Source organism: Desulfosporosinus nitroreducens (assembly GCF_023897015.1).
Taxonomy (GTDB): domain Bacteria; phylum Bacillota; class Desulfitobacteriia; order Desulfitobacteriales; family Desulfitobacteriaceae; genus Desulfosporosinus; species Desulfosporosinus nitroreducens.
Map to the genome: position 1 here is coordinate 12,274 of NZ_JAMHFY010000040.1, position 15,920 is coordinate 28,193.

A 15,920-nucleotide genomic window follows, 5' to 3' on the forward strand; every position below is an offset into this window, starting at 1 on the left:
CAGCGTCTTTTTGCTATTCTGCTTATTATTTTGTTGCTCCCCTCTAGCGGGATCCCAAAGAGGATGAGTCCTTGGGTGTAGTTCAAATAGTGCACCGGTGCACCATTTGCCCCTTTCCCCTTCGGGGGAGAAGAGTATAGGTCCCTACTCCCGGAAGGTTTTCATTAGTCTGCTGGCTGTACATCGGGAGTAACTCACTGATTCAGTCAGCCATTTGAGCCACTCCCCATGAGGTACCAGCTCTTTGGCTTCCATCAGACAACCTCCGATCTCAACGGCGTTGCTAAGCAACATTTTGCCGCTTTCTTATTTTATTGACTAAGCAACTCATTAAGATTCCCGGTAAGGTTATTGACAAAGGTATCGTTATCTTGGATCACCCACATTTTTTTCGCCTTATCTTTATTCAATGTAATCTCAAGTTCATTTGTCAGAACGGGAGCATCCGGCTTTGATATACTTTCCTCCAGATACTTCATCAAGTTTTCTTCCATTTTTTCATCAGAAATTTCCTCGCCCTCGAAAGCGGAATTAAACGCTTCATCCATGACTTTCCCCAATATCTCTTCAAAGATTTTCTGAAGGTCTAGATTTGTTACCTTGACTTTAACAGTTGCCGTCTCTCCTTCTTCTACTGAAGAGATGATTTCATGTTTCGTTTTTGAAAAGAGTAATTTTGCAAGCTTTTCTTCTTGTGGGTCAGCAAATGTAAAATTACCGGTATCAGAAGCACAATATGACTCTGCAGTTTTCAAATCAGCTTCGCTTAATGATTTAAAGAACCCATTTACGCTTTCTTCCGCCTTTGGAAAATTAGTATTCGTGCAACCTGCCATAGAAAAAACTAATGTGATGATTACCAAGATGAGTAAACATCTTGATGGGTTTGAAAATTTTGTCATGATATCTCCCCTTTAGTTTAATTTCAATTGAGTAATATAAATTTCTACAATTTTCTCGATTATTTTCATTGTAAATAAAAAAGCCTGACATTTAACCTATCGAAAGTTAGGTAAAAAGTAGGGCTTTTTCTGTTTTTTAAAATAATTTATAAAACTCAGCTGATTATATTAAGACGTCTTGCCTTGTCCACTGCCTGAGTGCGCTTATTGACTCCCAGCTTGGAAAATATGTTGTTGATATGCCATTTGGCAGTTCCGGTTGTAATGAAAAGCTTTACAGCGATCTCATCATTGGACAGACCTTCCGCTATAAGCTGGAGAATCTCTATTTCCCTTTTCCTGAGAAGATCTGTACGTACGTAGATTTTTTTTGTTTCTTTCTTGAATAATTTATCAATAAATCCCGGAGCTGTATCCCTCACTCTATAAGCCAGTTCCAGAAGCTCGCTTCCCTCATCAATAAAATATCTTTCATAGCCTTCAGGGGCGGCTCTTGTCACTGCTTCTCTCACATAGTCCAGAGCTTCGGCCTCCTTCCCCAGGTGTTTCTTGACCAAAGCTGACAGCAGCAGCACTGTAATTAACTCTCCATACCTGCCTTCTTTTCTTACAAGTTCTTCTTTCTCTTCAAGAGTTGTTTGGGCTTTGAGTAAATCTTTCTGCGCAATCAAAGCCCTTATGTATGTGAAATAGGGGTTTATGTCCGATATCCCCGATACCTTATCAAAGGTGATTCCCGATTCCTTCAGCCACATGGAAACCCTCTCAATATTACCTTCCCTAAGAAACAGCTCCATTTCCAATGCTTCGAAAAATACGGTGATCCTATAGGCTATAAAATCTTTGTAATAAGCTTTTAATCGATATGCTATTTCGAAAGCCTTTTCCTTTTCTCCCGTACTATAAAGCAACAATACTAAATACCATTCCCCCAGCCCTCCCAAATGAGCAAAACCCAGTTCCTGGTAAGATGCAATCCCTTCCTCCAGATACTTTTGCGCTTCTTCCAGCTTATTGGCGCAATACAACAGCATCCCCACAGGCAAATAGACAATTTTGGCCATCGGCAAGTGATTCCCGCCATGATCCGTTAATCTTTCAAGGGTTCTTTCACATAAGGCGAGCGCTTCTCTTCTCTTCCCCATACAATTAAGATAAAATGCCACATCATGAAGAGAAGTCACTTCCAGGAAACGGTAACCCTTTCTGCGGGCTCCTTCATGGACTTTGGCATGCAAGGCTTCCGCTTTGCGGGTATGTCCGTTCAAACCATTTGCGTGTCCCAGAGCAATTAACGCTCCATAATAGAAAAGCTCCTGCTTATCCTTCACGAATGAAAGGCCTTCTTCTGCATCCTTCAAAGCCTTCTCTTTATCTTCACTATTATATCTGAAAGGCGCGGATGCCTTTGCCATCCCTACGATTATCGGATCATTGCTGCTTTCCTCTATATATTCCAAGCTATCGATCACTTGATTTGCTTCATTGATTTCTCCTGTAATCAACAGGCACCAGGCCCTATATACTTCCAGAATACCTTCCTTTTCCTTCTTTATTGCCGATACTGAATTCAACCATGAAAGCAGGGTTTTTAACTCACCTTTTTGAAAAAGCTCCATTGCCTTATCTTTAACCAGGCTTGCCGCCGCCTCTCCGTCTCTCGCCTCCAAGGCGTATTCCAGAGCCGCTTCGGTAAATCCGTTCTCCCTGCACCACAGGCTCGCCTTTCTGCACATTTCTGCCTTCCGGTCCTCATTCAGGCCCATCCTTAAAAATTCAGAGAATAGATGATGGTATCTATACCAGGTATACGTGTCATCCAAGGGTACGATAAAGAGATTATCCTTTTCCAACTGCTTTATGATTTTTCTGCTGTCTTTGATTCCCGTTACAGCTTCGCAGAGCTCTCCGGTAAATTTTTTCAACGTACAGGTCCTGTTCAGAAAAATACGGATTTGCTCCTCCTGGCTTTTCAGAACCTCATCCATTAGGTAGTCTGCAATGAACCGGTGATTACCGTTAAATTCTTTCATAAAGCTTTTTGCCCGGGCTTTTTCCATATTCTTTATGGACAAACCGGTCAATTGCATGCCCGCAGCCCAGCCTTCCGTCTGCTTTTCAACGATTTTCAGCATATCATCGTCAAAAACCAAATTGAAATATCTGCTAAAGAATCCGCTGATCTCTGCACTTGTGAATTTTAAATCCGTGGAATTCAGCTCTGTTATTTTATCTTCGACTCTCCACCTTGAAAAGGCAAAAGATGGTTCCTTGCGAGTAATTAAAACAAGCCTTGGTGCTATGGAATCAAGCAGTTTTTGTAACAGTTCATTGATGTACGCGTTATTAATAACATGATAATCATCAAAAACTAGAATAAAAGGCTCTTGAACCTGTTCCAGCTCTCTTGCCATGTATAAACTAACAGTTTCCACTCCCGGCAGCTTTGGCGCAGCCATCAAATCCTCTATCATTGTTCCGAACCTTTTATTTATCTTTCGGACTGTCGCAAGCAGATAGCTTATGAACTTTAAAGGATCATTATCATATTCATCCAGGGATAACCATGTGTAATTGTAGTCCAACCGGCTTAACCATCCGGAAATAAGCGTTGTTTTACCGTATCCCGCCGGAGCGGAAACAATAAATATTTTATGCTCTTTATCCAGTCCCTCATCTAGCTTTTTATTCAGAATATCCCTGCATATATAGTTCTGTCTGACAGACGGCATATGCAGCTTTGTATCCAGAAGAAATTTTTTATCCATTTTTCCCTCGTATATTAAAAATTATTCTAAATATAATATCGTATTTTTTTGATAAAAAGAACAGCTTCCATCACATATTGCTAATAATTGAATTTCAAATTCAGGATGGCAAAAGCTTCCTTGCCTCGGCAGGACTGCCCATTTCCTTTGCGGGAATTGAGACGAAGCCCGCTAAAAACTATGCCAAATTTGATCCGCGCCCGGTATATGAGCAAAAGGAAAGAGCTCGCGTCAACGATTCGACGCGGCTCTTGAGTAAGGATTATGGTCTCTACGTGCCTTGAGGATACCAAAAAGATGCCGCAGCCGGCATCTCTTTGTGCGCTAGTCTCGCTCCTTTTTAATATTCAAATTTGTCTTAATCCCAGGAGGATATTTTTTCAGCGTCTCCACCATGTTAGTCGCTATCTTTAAGGCCTCTTTCCTGTTTACTTCCTTCTTCACCGGGTCTACTCTGTTTAAGTCAACGAGGGTTTTCAGCAGCTCCCCGTAGGCGCTGAGCATGTTGTCGCGATGCATGGCGTATTGGGCGTCGTATTTCATGCTGTCGGCATGGGTATTCTCTGCTGGCGGCACAGTTTTCGGCTTGATGATTTTCCTTTCCACCGGGATCAGTTCCATAGGTTTATCTATTACCTTTTCCTCTTCCTTTTCCTTTTCCTCTGCCTCTGCCTCTGCCTCTTCCGCTTCCTCTGTACTTCCTTGCTTTTGCGTCACCTGATTTTCCGGCTCTTGAAGGTCTTCTTCCTGAGGCGTCCGGCCACTTTCATTAATTGTCTGCTGCAGCTTCCGCTTGCTCATGTTCCCAACATCATTATCCGCTATAAATTGATCCCGGTCCTCTACCGGAATTCCAAATAGGATGAGCCCTTGGGTGTAGTTCAAATGGTGCACCGGTGCACCATTTGGCCTCTCTTTCCCGTCGGGAGAGGAGAGTATAGGTCCGTACTCACGGAAGGTTTTCATCAGTCTGCTGGCTGTGCTTCGGGAGTAACTCACTGATTCTGTCAGCCATTTGAGCCACTCTCCATGGGGTACCAGCGCTTTGGCTTCCGTCAGACAACCTCCGATCTCAACGGCGTTGCTAAGCAGCATTTTGCCACTTTCCTCCTTGATAAAGTTAATCTCAGACGCGATTTGCTCAAGCGTCCTGTTGGAATTTTCCATTCTCATACCGGCGTCCCATCCTTTTGCGGAATGTCTTTTCAGATACCGCTATAGGATATGCCGAGCCCCAGACAAGCGTGAGAGCTCTAGCGCCAGTGAACTCGTTCAGCTAAAGCTGAACATCGAGACTTCGGTGGACTCTACCCCACCAAAGCAAAATAAGGAGCACCCACTTATAGAATAAGGGGTTCCATTTTGGAGTTGAAAAATAAATTTAACACGTAAAATCGCAGATTTTTAGCACTTTATTAGCATACAAAATCGGAAGTTTTCAGCAAAAAATTAGCCACAGATTTGGCGTTTCCAAATTGCGGCTAATTTTTTGCTGGGCTAGTAGAGCCCTTTATATTGATTACTTTTGTCAAAATAAAACGTAAGGCCACTTACAATTTTGGTGTAAATGACCCTTTTATAATTAATTAAATTCAAATAAACCAAGTAGTTACTTCATCAACTGAAGCAATTGCTGGTTGAGGTGGATTTTGAGCAGGATATCCTATTGCACAACCATCCAATCTATACTCACCCATAGGGAGATTTAACAAACTGCAAAACTCGCTGTCCTGCTCCATTTGACTCGTTATTGATACCAGATGGAAGCCAAGTCCGAGTGATGTAGCCTTTAACCACATATTTTCCATACAGTAAGAGATGGACTGGTGCTGTACATCCGGAATACCTTTCTTTTCAGAAACAACAATATAATATGGTGCGCTACCGATACCTAAAGGGCCTTGTTGCGCAGTCATTTCTAAACGTTTTAAAAATCCTTGACCTTGAGTTTGTAGAAATGGATTGGTATTCATCTGCGACTTAAATTGTTCTGCAAAGACAGCAGCCTTCTTTCTAACAACATACGCTAGTTGAGTAAGGAGCGGATTATTACGAGAAATTACAACAAATTTGCGTCCATCCTTTCCGGTGTTAGCTAAAGCAGCAAAAGGTGCTAATACACCAGCTTGAATAATTGCTTCGATATCCTCTTTGGCAGGTGTTTCAGCAGTAAACATACGAATTGAGCGACGGGATTTGAAGACTTCATCCAAATTTTGATTGATAGGCATTTACTATTCCTCCTTGAGTTCATTTGTTATAGGAAAATTTTTTGTCAAAATATTTAGTAAAGAGGTTAATTCTTTCAATTGAGTTTCATCAAGGCTGGACATTAGCTTAGCGGTCATTGAATAGTGAACAGGCAAAATCCTTTCCAATAGGTCTAATCCTTTCGGACGTAACCGAACCAAATATCCTCTCCGGTCATTAGGGTTGGGGGCTTTTTCGATAAGACCTTGATTTTCAAGGCCGCTTATTAATCCTGTCATAGTTGCTTTTGATACTTCCGCTTTAATGCTCAGTGATACTGGTGACAATTGATAGTCGCTCTGTCTATATAAAAGCATTAAAATCGTAAATTTTCCTTCAGAAATACCGTAAGTAGCAAAATGCTTGTCATATACTTCTGATATCTGAGAGGCTGTTCTAAGTAGCGCTATGCAACTTTCAACAGCATTGATATTTAGACCAGAAAATTGCTTAGAATATTTATTCAGAATTTCACGTTGTGGTAAATCTCTAAGACTAAATTTAAAACCTTCCATAGTTAACCTCCTAATTTATATAGTAAGGGACCTTACTTGTTTTGTCAAGGTATATTTATAACAACTTTATAGCTTTCTGAGGAAAGCAAATGGCGATGTTTAGCGTTAAATTATCGCATGGCATTTTGTTATAATCTTCTTTCTTAGGTTAGCCTCGTCCTGGGTAAGAGGTTCTTAACCTTACAATTCTCAGCAAGAATTCAGCATTTTTTCAGCAGGCTAAATAGCAAACTTTTAGCAGATTTTTAGCAAGAGAAATAATTATTTCTTTTATTAAAGAAGTGCTAAAAATGTGCTAATTTTATGCTATTTTTAATAGACCTCTTGATATAAGCGGGATATAGAAAAATAGCAGATGCTAAATATCTGCTATTTTTGTGCTAAAACTTTTGCTATTTTTGGTTTTCAACTCCAAAATGGAACCCCTTAACTTATAGAAGTGGGTGTCTTCTTTGAATTTGATAAAAAAATGCGGTTTGAACAAAGATGCTTCCCTACAGTAACCATAGTACAAGCAGATCCATATTATATACAACCATGCCAAATCTATCGGCCTCTGGATCAAGAGGGGAGGGAAAAGAGATGCCTATCATTGATAAGCCGTTGACTTCAACCTTAGTGTTGAAATATGAAGACGGTTTGACAACTGCCGGCGGTCCCCAAATCAAGCAAAAGAGCTTAAACTACGTGAGGCCAGATGCTGATCATGGATCCCTCCACGAGGTTGCTGCCGCCCTATTCAGCCTCTCTGAAAAGCCGCTCACTACCTTGATTTTGCGTGATAGTACGGAGTTAGTGGAAGAACCGGAAGAATAATACCCTCTCACTCTTGGATGGGACTGTGTCGAAACTTAGTTTCACGCAGCCCTTTAGATCTTCTTCTTTTGTCAACCAGGAAACAATATTAATCTATTACGCTTTAGTTTCCTCGTCAGTAAAATTTCCGTTTTTGCCGGACTGAGTCTGTGCTAAAATCAATCAGCAAAATAGCATTTTTCGCAACGACACCTATGAGCATGAAGTGAACTGTTATTCTTGCAATTTTTACCAGCAATTGTATCTGTTAAGAAAAAAATAGTTCAGTACCAGCTAAAGAAAACTTGGCTGGTGCCCGAAGACACTGTCTTCGCACGTATTAGTCATTCTGTCAGCCGCAGGCGGTAGCCTCAGTTGCACTTATGCTTAGAAAGTATATAACGTAAGTTTATACTTTCTGCCCTGAAAAACCTGCCTTTATCCAGCAGATGCTTTGTTAATTTAAACGAATTCGAACCAGAATATTACCCCCTGATCACTATTTTGAGCCCCATAGGAAAAGTGATATAGTTCCAGAATTGTACGGGAAATAGCTAAACCAAGACCTGTACCCTTTGTATTGCCGCGTGATGCATCCGCTTTTCTATAGGGCTGCCATATTTCCCTCAGCTTTTCTTCTGGAATATAGCTGCCGCTATTGTAAAATTCAAATCTATTGTCAGCTATGCTTATCCGAATAGTTCCACCATCAGGTGTGCTGTCAAGGGCATTGACAAAAAAATTGTCAATCACTCTGGCCATTAAAGAATGATCAGCTTTGATCACTGCATCACCTTCCAGATGGGTCAGGATGGATTTTTCAGCACTTACTTGCTTGTAACGCTCAATTATTTCAGCACACACTTCACCGAGAGATACCTCCTCAAATTTTATTGGCCATACATCACACTCTAATCTTGATAACTCCAGCATTTCTCGGATTATCTTATCCATCCGGTTTACATTAGCCTGGATACTAGCTGCATAGTGCTCCCTTTTCTCTGTCTGGACATTTTCCATAAGATTCTGGGCATACCCGGAAATAATGCTTAAAGGTGTTTTCAAATCATGGGCTAAAGCATTGGTTGTTTCCTTGCGAAATCTTTCAAGCTCTTCCCTCTTTTGGTAGGTTTTATAAGTCTGGGCTGCAAGTATAAGGGCTGCCATAACGAAGGTTATCCAGCAGCTGACCCATACGAAAATCAAAGTACCGGCACATTTATCCCAGAGATTGACCTCACGGGCAAAAACCGTCCAGAATTCGCTGTAATTGTTCTGGTCATCGATTACTTTTACAGTATTCTGGTATGGCTGGGGCAAGTAATAGCGATAGGTCAGCCAATTAACCCTTTCACATAAAACATTCCCCGGCTGTTTAACAGCCTCCTTTAATTTTTCTTGATCCGACACCAGATTACGCAGATTGATTGCTTGCTCCTTATCCCGTAAACCGTTATTAACGGGCAGGATGCTGCCATGTTCAAAATAGGGCAAGTTTTTGGTATTTTCATAACCTGAGGCATAGACTATGTCATTTAAATGGATTCCACTACTTCCCCTTACACTTCCCTCTTCATCGAAGGTTTCTGCATACATGGGCACAACACTTATTTTGTCAGGAATAATCATTTCATTATCGACCCAAAAACCCTCCAACTCAAGGGAATACTCGGAAAGATCACCAGGATTCTCTGCCTTAGGATTGGCATTTAAGTAATTTTCCAGCTCGGTTATTTCTTTTTCCTTAAACCAATCCTTGGGGTTCAAATATCCATAGCCTGTATAATTTTTACTTCCTTCACTATACTCCGTATAGCTGCATAACCAGTTGTCGTTGGTATTAAAAATCAGGTTGTAATCCCCTGAGAATATGGCGACTTCCGTCCCTAAATAGGTGAAGAACGACTTTCCGACTAATTGCTTTTTAAGCTTGGCAATATCCGCAAGCTGATTGTTACTGTCAATATTATCCTGCAGGATACCGCCGATGGTATTATTGACCTGTAAGGCTAGGGTGCGAAGTTCCCAGCTCCCCTCCTTCTTTTCCTGAGCTATCAGGAATAGGCTAAAGCCTGTCATAAGCACCAAGTAGGTGGCAAATAAGGCACAAAAGATACGGATATAGATTGTCTGCTTTGTTTTGTTCCTTTTCAATGTCTACCCCTCCAATTTGTACCCTCTCTTGATCACGGTTTTAATTTGCTTCGAGGCATCCCCTAAGGCCTTCCGCAATTTTTTCACATGATTGTCCACCACTCTGTCATTCCCTTCAAAATCATATCCCCAAATTCGGATGAGCAGGCTTTCCCGGCTCACTAACCGACCGCAATTCTCCATGAGTAATTTTAAAATGGCAAATTCCATGGGGGCCAGGGCTACTTCTGTGTCATTGACCATAACCGTATAACGGTACGGATTCAAACCTATGCTCCCTGCTGTCATTACTTCGTTACTCACCGTCCCTTTGGCCCGTCTAATCAAAGCCGTAACCTTGGCATAAAGCTCTGCGAGGGAAAAAGGTTTAACTATGTAATCATCACAGCCCAGATTATACCCATGCAATCTATCCTTCTCCTGGTGCCTTGCCGTGATAAAAATAATAGGCACATTGCTCCTTTTTCTAAGCTCCCGGCAAATTGTAAATCCATCGACCTCCGGCAGCATGACATCCAGCAGAACTAAATCATAGTCCTTCTCAAGACATTTTTGCTGACCTTCCTTACCTGACTTGGCAGAATCTATCTTAAAAGTCCCCTCGCTTTTCGCGATAAAATAGTCTATGATGATTTCTCTTATCTCTGGATCATCTTCAACCAATAAAAATTCAAAAGCCATTTTTTCACCTCCAAGTATAGGTTAGCACACCAACCTATTTTTCCTGTATCCTTCTGAAAATTTTCTATTATTCTCTATTCGAGTATTGAAATTTTGCGTAAAATGTACCCTTTAACAAAAAAGTTCCCTCGGAACATTAGTCCGAGAGAAGATAAAAAAACATACGAAACTAGCGCTTAATTACAAGACCTAAAAGCTTTGAGAAGGATACCACTTGTTCCGAAGAGACAATACACCCTTCAAGATCATCGAGATTTACCCCTAATCCCTCCAATTTTCAAGTACTTAAGGCATTCCTTGAAGCTTTGCTCCCAACATTCCAGCTTGTTGCAAATCGGAATCGTTAAACCCTACAAAGAAAGCTTAGAAAGATTCCGTACGGTTCGGAAAGGGACGAATTCTTTTACCAACATCAAGCCTAGGGAACCACGATCTTTGACTTTGTCTGATTCCCCATCATTAATATCCCTGACTTTCTCTTTCGTCAAATCAGTATCACAATAAGGACATAACCACGTGCCATGCTCACAAGCACTATATGATGCTTTACCACATTTACTACATTTTTTCATAACCATAAATAGCTTCCTCCTGCTTCTGTTCCTAAGAATAGCAAACGACATGGACAAAAAGTTGTATCTCACATACTTTTGCAAACTTGAAATGAGAGTCCTTAACTCAAAAATAAAATGCGTTGGTATAAGAATTACTTCTCAACCAACGCATTAAATATGTCCTTATCAAATTCTTTAAGCAGTTCTTCCCTGATTCCCATTGAAAATGGATATGCTATACGATTTCCTGATTTACCTGGGACCAATAGTCAGGGTAACGATCTTGCAAACGCTATTTATATGGCACGTGATGCTTTAGCGATATGGTTAGATTACCTCATAGACGAAAATGAAGAGGCAGAAGCTCACATGTGAATTTTTCATCCATTCCGTATTCACCCTGGGCGTAAGTGATGATCTTCAGGAGATACACATTGTTTCGTTTAATAAGATCCTCCTGGTTAACGCTAGAACTGTTTTTCAAGTTTTGATAAAAATTCGTCCAATGATTCATTGATATCAATATTCATACGCTCTGCCAAAACAATCAGCCACCATATACACTCGCTAAGTTTATGCTCCAATTCAGATACTGTATTACCGCCTTTAGGCCAACGCTCCTGCTGAGACATCGTCAAACGACCCACCAAGCCGGCATCGGTCAAGAAAGCTAGCGCATCCTCTTCCACTGTCCATTCTGATCCATGATTCTGCCGTTCCAGTTGATGATAGAGTTTTCTTATTTGAACGCAACGTTCAACAACCTCGCTAAAATTCATATCTTTCATATTTCCCTCTCTTTTTCTGATATATTTTGCTTATCTGTTACGGAATCACATGCTGTTATTATACAATATCAAACTTGAAGACATCCTGTCATATTTAGCAATCAAGATTTATTTCTTTCCACAAACATTTAAACTTCGTGCGCAGAGCAATAAAACTCATATTAATTACTTTGTGATATCTCCCATACAAGAAGCACCTGCTCGATCCAGCAGATGCTTTGTTATTTAATCGTCGGCCAGGAGGCCATTGCCGCTGAAAAGGCCAAGACTTTCAGCCGCTTCAGAGCAACTCATCACATCACTTCCGACCATATTATGACCTTCTCTCCAATCATTTATATAATTCCGCTAAGTCAGTCAAATCAATATCATTGTTAGTTTCCCCAAACCTTGATTATTCATCTGTTCGTAGAATGGTAAGGGCATGTTCTTAGGTGATCGTCCACCATGCCGATTGCTTGCATAAATGAATAGATTATTACAGGTCCGACAAATTTAAAGCCTCTTTTCTTCAGATCCTTACTAATTTGTTCTGACAAGGGAGTTTGAGCAGGCATTTGCCCCTCGGATACCCAACTGTTTATCACTGGATGATCATCGACGTAATTCCATAAGAAGGTTGAAAAGCTTCCGAATTCCTTCTGTATGTTGATGACAGCTAGGGCATTGCTTCTGACAGCATTAATCTTAGTTCTATTTTTTATAATATTATATTGTTCTTTGATCGTCTCCAACTCTTCATCAGTCAGTTTGGAGCAATATTCAATGTTAAAATGTTGAAAAGCTTTTTGATATCCTTCTCTTTTGGCAAGAACGATACTCCAGGATAATCCGGATTGAGCCCCTTCTAAGGTAAGCATTTCAAATATATAAGCATCGTCATGACTTGGTACACACCACTCGTTGTCATGATATTGTTGCATTGTTAGATTTCTTCCAGGCCATGAACAAGAACTCATAAAAGTTTCCCCCAGTCATTTTCATTTATCATCATACCTTTCAGCCCAGACATTCGTAAAAATTCCCTATGTCATCCCCTTTTGCTCATTATGGCTTTTGATAAAATCCTTTTCTCGTTCCCCATTCTCTTCTCCGTGACTTTGATTAAAAAATCCAACGTTTTTATCAACACAAAGGCAATTGCCAGGAACAGGGTGGGATACAGACAATTTATGGACCATAAAACGGTTTTTCCCATAAACACTCTAAATAACAGTACCGCTGTCCACACTGCCGTAAAACCGATGATAAATATTATTTGAGTTTTGCGATTATGATTTGAAAATTCGAAGGAATTTTTAGTGAAATAATTATAAACACTAAACGCGATAACCACAGCAAAAAAAGTCGAAACGAGGAATCCTGACGTGATTGGCATAGCGAATTGACCGAACCGTTAATCAACCATGACCAAAACCTACTATTTTCCATCCCGTCTGAGGAGATTCATAAACCATGCGACAATCCCAAAATTGACGTCCGTTGCCTATGGACCATTCCTTGTTATACTGCAGGTTCACAGTTACCCTATAGATTTTAGCATTTTCATCTATTTCGTCAATCAGCTCAACTTTTAACAGCTTTGCGGACTTCAGGTTATCAAAGCTTGATTTAGCTCCAATATCCACATTGGTTAAAGGTAATCCGACCCCCTCGTTAAATAATTCCTCATTTAGCATATTTGATGTCAAATTTTCCAGCAGAGTTATTTTCGAGATACAGTATCCCGCGGTCTTTGCCTCTTTATTATCCAACGCCGTGAAATATTCCGCGATAACCTGTTCCGGCTCTAATTTGGATAGTCTTTCTTCCGTGCTGTCCGCTTTAATCATGTCCCCAAGCCACTCGTAAAGCGTTTGGCCTGTCACTTTTTCAAAGCTGTTTCCTTTCAAACTGCAAGCGTTAAAAGTGCTGTGCCGCCCGGCGCTGATGAAAGCGCCAATTATTTTTTCACGGTTTTTCACAACAACGCCTCTGCTATTCTTTAGCGGATAAAATTCCTGCGGCATACTCTCATGGATTCTATAAATTTCGACCTCAATGTCGGCGGTATTGGAGAATCCGCTCATGTCCAGGCCGATATCCTTTGAAAGCTCATTGTTATACGCAAAATAAAACGCATTTGGATTAAACTCAGACAGGACGTTGATGTCATTTAGCTTGCTTTTTATCGCGTTTATCTGGTAATCGAGCCTCCATCCATACTCCTTAAACAGCGCCGAGGCATCAGTTTCATCTATATTGAAGGTGATGCTTGTATTCTCCAAAAATGAATCAATATAACGCGCAAAATCTAACCCAGTTTCGTAAAGGCCGCCATCTTTTACTATATAGGCTTTATCATACAGCGTATCGTAGTAAAGCCTGCAGCTATATCCGCCAAGCTCATTAGACAATTTTATCGTATACTGATTTGTATAATTGTTGTTCAAGTCATCCTCTTCCGCAGGCGTTTGACTGGTTCTTAGCGTAGAATCTATGTATGCAACTGTTTCGGAATCCGTTGCTTCAAAATCCTTTTCCGATTTAAATCCCATCATATCGGAGAGAAATTCAATTTTTACTCTGTTATACTCCGTATGATATGCCCCTTCCGGTATACCTGAAAGACTTTCTGATATTGAGTTTAGCTCGGCGCCCTGATTTGACAAGTTTTCAGGTTTTGCTTCCAAATGCTTGCTAACCACAAGAGAAAGGCTGACCGCAGCAACAACCACAGCCGCCACAATACTTACCCAAAACACAGGCTTTTTATAATGCATTCTTCACCCTCTCCTTCACGCACTCCTTTACTCCCGTTTCACCAAAGGCGAGGGGGCTGAGAAGCCCGCTTTTTTTAGCTGACAGCGCAACTGAGTCCCTTTGAGTAATAAATAGTGCAGCCTCTTATATCCACAACTTGAATACAAATATCTTCCAATATTTCAATTATTCTAAGTGGTAATTCAATTAGATTATTCTCATACTCCCCCATAAAGACAATACCACCTTTTGATATAGATATTCATTAAGACTTCTCAAGTAGAATTAATGCCAATCTAGCCCATAGGTGTTCGATTATGCTGGAAGTTGCGGGAAGAGCAGAATTTTCTCTACTTTCCTCGATAATAGCACACCTTTCCTCATGAGAAAAGACTTCTTTGGGAACAGCAAGACAATGACATTAGCTTCGACCAGCTTCATGAAGCGGACTCCCAGCGCATCCGCTACAAAAAAATCAGCGAGCATTGCGGTGCAGAAGTTTCGTGCAAGGACATTCTTAAAGGATATGAAAATAGCAAAGATAAATATGTCATTGTGACCGATAATACATTGTAAAAATTAAGTTATGATAAAAAGTGACAGAAGCAGAACTTTACCGGCCTTGCTGCGCAGATCATTCAGCAAGGACTTTGGGGGCAGGAAAATCCTTAGCAATACAAAAGACGCTCCCTTCGGAGCGCCTTCTCAACAACTACCCTGAAAAGAGCGTTATTTCACTATGAACGTAATAATGGTTGATTTCGTATTATCCGCTATTGCAGTTGCTTCGTAAGTGTATGGACGAATTACTGCAGTAACTTTTACGCTATAGGAATGACCTGAAATCAGTTTAGACCCTTCTATGGTAACACTGTCTTGTGGAGTCTCTTCATAGAATATGGGGTTATTGGCCGTTGAGTCTGCAACTTCGATCTTGTATCTGACTATTGGTAGATTATTATTATCGACCCAGCCAGTCTTCACCCATTTTAGGATCACGTCCGCTTTCGGAAGGTTAGAAGCGTTTTGTGGAGACGTGATGATGGGCGGAGTCAAAGTATGAATTGTTACTGATCTCCCGTATATTACCTGTTCCATATTACTTGAACTACGCTGTTTATAATTTGGATCACTTCTGTCTGTACCACTTGTAGCATAAAGCGAAATTCCATATTTGTGACCTTCAGTGAGGAGATTTGCAGGAATGGTATAGTTATTTACATTGCCAACATAAGCCGAAAAGATACTTTTCATATTCACGTTTGACATATCTCGAATATATAAGAAAAAGTTTGGTGCGCTTTTTTCCCATTTGATTGTAAGATTTTTCTTGGGATGAACACTATAGGATAATGGGGCTTGGATGTTAAAATAATCAGGTAACCCAGAAACATTTGGATCAGTAGCTCCTAATACTTGGTCTCCACTTCTTTGTGGAGTTTTTGCGGGCTGTGATACCTGAGCTTTAGTCTGGTTTTGTTCAACATCTGAGCTTGTCTGCTTATCAGTACTTTTAACAGTCAAGTTATTCGATGTGGGCTCACTTGGTTTACTTGATTCTGGTTTCGGCTCTTCTAAAAAGACTATCAGTCTCTCAAACCCGCCTATACCAAGGCTTTCATTCAACCCGTATATAGCACTATTAAGCACTCCACGTGCCCGGTCTGCTTAAAAGAGCTATAATTTCTTATTAGCGGTATTTGTCAAATTAGTTGTCGCTAAACTCCAAAATTATATATAAGTTAAGAGGACTGTTTTTCCTCAATGATTT

General features: G+C 40.6%; 15 protein-coding genes and 1 pseudogene. 3 read left to right on the forward strand and 13 right to left on the reverse strand.

The annotated features are described in order from the left end of the window. Positions 1 to 20 precede the first annotated feature (20 nt). The 6 genes and pseudogenes from M8E35_RS26785 to M8E35_RS24480 form a co-directional block, all read right to left on the reverse strand. Positions 21 to 306, reverse strand: a pseudogene (locus M8E35_RS26785) (DUF3102 domain-containing protein); the annotation flags it as partial. Between the two features lie 5 nt (positions 307 to 311). Beyond that, complete coding sequence (locus M8E35_RS24460) at positions 312 to 902, reverse strand: DUF5105 domain-containing protein (protein WP_252473597.1); 591 nt, start codon at positions 900 to 902, stop codon at positions 312 to 314. A 155-nt stretch (positions 903 to 1,057) separates the two neighbouring features. After that, positions 1,058 to 3,670, reverse strand: coding sequence for a winged helix-turn-helix domain-containing protein (locus tag M8E35_RS24465; RefSeq protein ID WP_252473598.1), 2,613 nt, complete (start codon positions 3,668 to 3,670; stop codon positions 1,058 to 1,060). 324 nt (positions 3,671 to 3,994) lie between these two features. Further along, positions 3,995 to 4,843 (reverse strand): DUF3102 domain-containing protein, encoded by an 849-nt coding sequence (locus tag M8E35_RS24470; RefSeq protein WP_252473599.1) that lies wholly within the window; start codon positions 4,841 to 4,843, stop codon positions 3,995 to 3,997. A gap of 419 nt (positions 4,844 to 5,262) precedes the next feature. Then, positions 5,263 to 5,901, reverse strand: a complete 639-nt coding sequence (locus tag M8E35_RS24475; RefSeq protein ID WP_252473600.1) for a nitroreductase family protein — start codon at positions 5,899 to 5,901, stop codon at positions 5,263 to 5,265. Positions 5,902 to 5,904: 3 nt separating this feature from the next. Then, a complete protein-coding gene (locus M8E35_RS24480) occupies positions 5,905 to 6,435 on the reverse strand; it encodes a MarR family winged helix-turn-helix transcriptional regulator (protein WP_252473601.1) in 531 nt (176 codons plus the stop codon). Positions 6,436 to 7,017: 582 nt separating this feature from the next. On the opposite strand from M8E35_RS24480, the gene M8E35_RS24485 reads away from it, so the two are divergent. Further along, on the forward strand, positions 7,018 to 7,251 hold the full coding sequence (locus M8E35_RS24485) for a DUF1659 domain-containing protein (RefSeq protein WP_252473602.1): 234 nt from the start codon (positions 7,018 to 7,020) through the stop codon (positions 7,249 to 7,251). 441 nt (positions 7,252 to 7,692) lie between these two features. Here M8E35_RS24485 and M8E35_RS24490 read toward each other — a convergent pair whose 3' ends face one another. The 3 genes from M8E35_RS24490 to M8E35_RS24500 all read right to left on the reverse strand — a co-directional run bounded on the left by M8E35_RS24490 (position 7,693) and on the right by M8E35_RS24500 (position 10,643). Beyond that, on the reverse strand, positions 7,693 to 9,384 hold the full coding sequence (locus M8E35_RS24490; protein ID WP_252473603.1) for a sensor histidine kinase: 1,692 nt from the start codon (positions 9,382 to 9,384) through the stop codon (positions 7,693 to 7,695). Positions 9,385 to 9,387: 3 nt separating this feature from the next. Then, positions 9,388 to 10,065, reverse strand: a complete 678-nt coding sequence (locus tag M8E35_RS24495) for a response regulator transcription factor (protein ID WP_252473604.1) — start codon at positions 10,063 to 10,065, stop codon at positions 9,388 to 9,390. A gap of 350 nt (positions 10,066 to 10,415) precedes the next feature. Then, positions 10,416 to 10,643 carry a hypothetical protein gene (locus M8E35_RS24500; RefSeq protein ID WP_252473605.1) on the reverse strand — a complete coding sequence of 76 codons (228 nt, stop codon included), beginning with the start codon at positions 10,641 to 10,643 and terminating at the stop codon, positions 10,416 to 10,418. 153 nt (positions 10,644 to 10,796) lie between these two features. On the opposite strand from M8E35_RS24500, the gene M8E35_RS24505 reads away from it, so the two are divergent. After that, the gene (locus M8E35_RS24505) at positions 10,797 to 10,994 is read left to right on the forward strand and encodes a type II toxin-antitoxin system HicB family antitoxin (protein ID WP_252473606.1); all 198 of its coding nucleotides are present in this window, start codon (positions 10,797 to 10,799) and stop codon (positions 10,992 to 10,994) included. Between the two features lie 92 nt (positions 10,995 to 11,086). Here the strand turns inward: M8E35_RS24505 and M8E35_RS24510 are convergent, their stop codons facing one another. From M8E35_RS24510 to M8E35_RS24520, 3 genes are all read right to left on the reverse strand, one after another. Then, entirely contained in the window at positions 11,087 to 11,407 is a 321-nt protein-coding gene (locus M8E35_RS24510; RefSeq protein WP_252473607.1) for a nucleoside triphosphate pyrophosphohydrolase family protein, read from the reverse strand. A gap of 398 nt (positions 11,408 to 11,805) precedes the next feature. After that, positions 11,806 to 12,366: a DNA-3-methyladenine glycosylase I gene (locus M8E35_RS24515; RefSeq protein WP_252473608.1), complete on the reverse strand. Its 561-nt coding sequence runs from the start codon at positions 12,364 to 12,366 to the stop codon at positions 11,806 to 11,808. A 441-nt stretch (positions 12,367 to 12,807) separates the two neighbouring features. Further along, entirely contained in the window at positions 12,808 to 14,169 is a 1,362-nt protein-coding gene (locus M8E35_RS24520; protein ID WP_252473609.1) for a DUF4830 domain-containing protein, read from the reverse strand. Positions 14,170 to 14,569: 400 nt separating this feature from the next. Between M8E35_RS24520 and M8E35_RS27080 the strand changes: the two genes are divergently transcribed. Continuing rightward, complete coding sequence (locus M8E35_RS27080) at positions 14,570 to 14,725, forward strand: Ku protein (RefSeq protein WP_366946870.1); 156 nt, start codon at positions 14,570 to 14,572, stop codon at positions 14,723 to 14,725. A 153-nt stretch (positions 14,726 to 14,878) separates the two neighbouring features. Here M8E35_RS27080 and M8E35_RS24525 read toward each other — a convergent pair whose 3' ends face one another. Next, complete coding sequence (locus M8E35_RS24525; RefSeq protein WP_252473610.1) at positions 14,879 to 15,799, reverse strand: hypothetical protein; 921 nt, start codon at positions 15,797 to 15,799, stop codon at positions 14,879 to 14,881. Positions 15,800 to 15,920 lie beyond the last annotated feature (121 nt).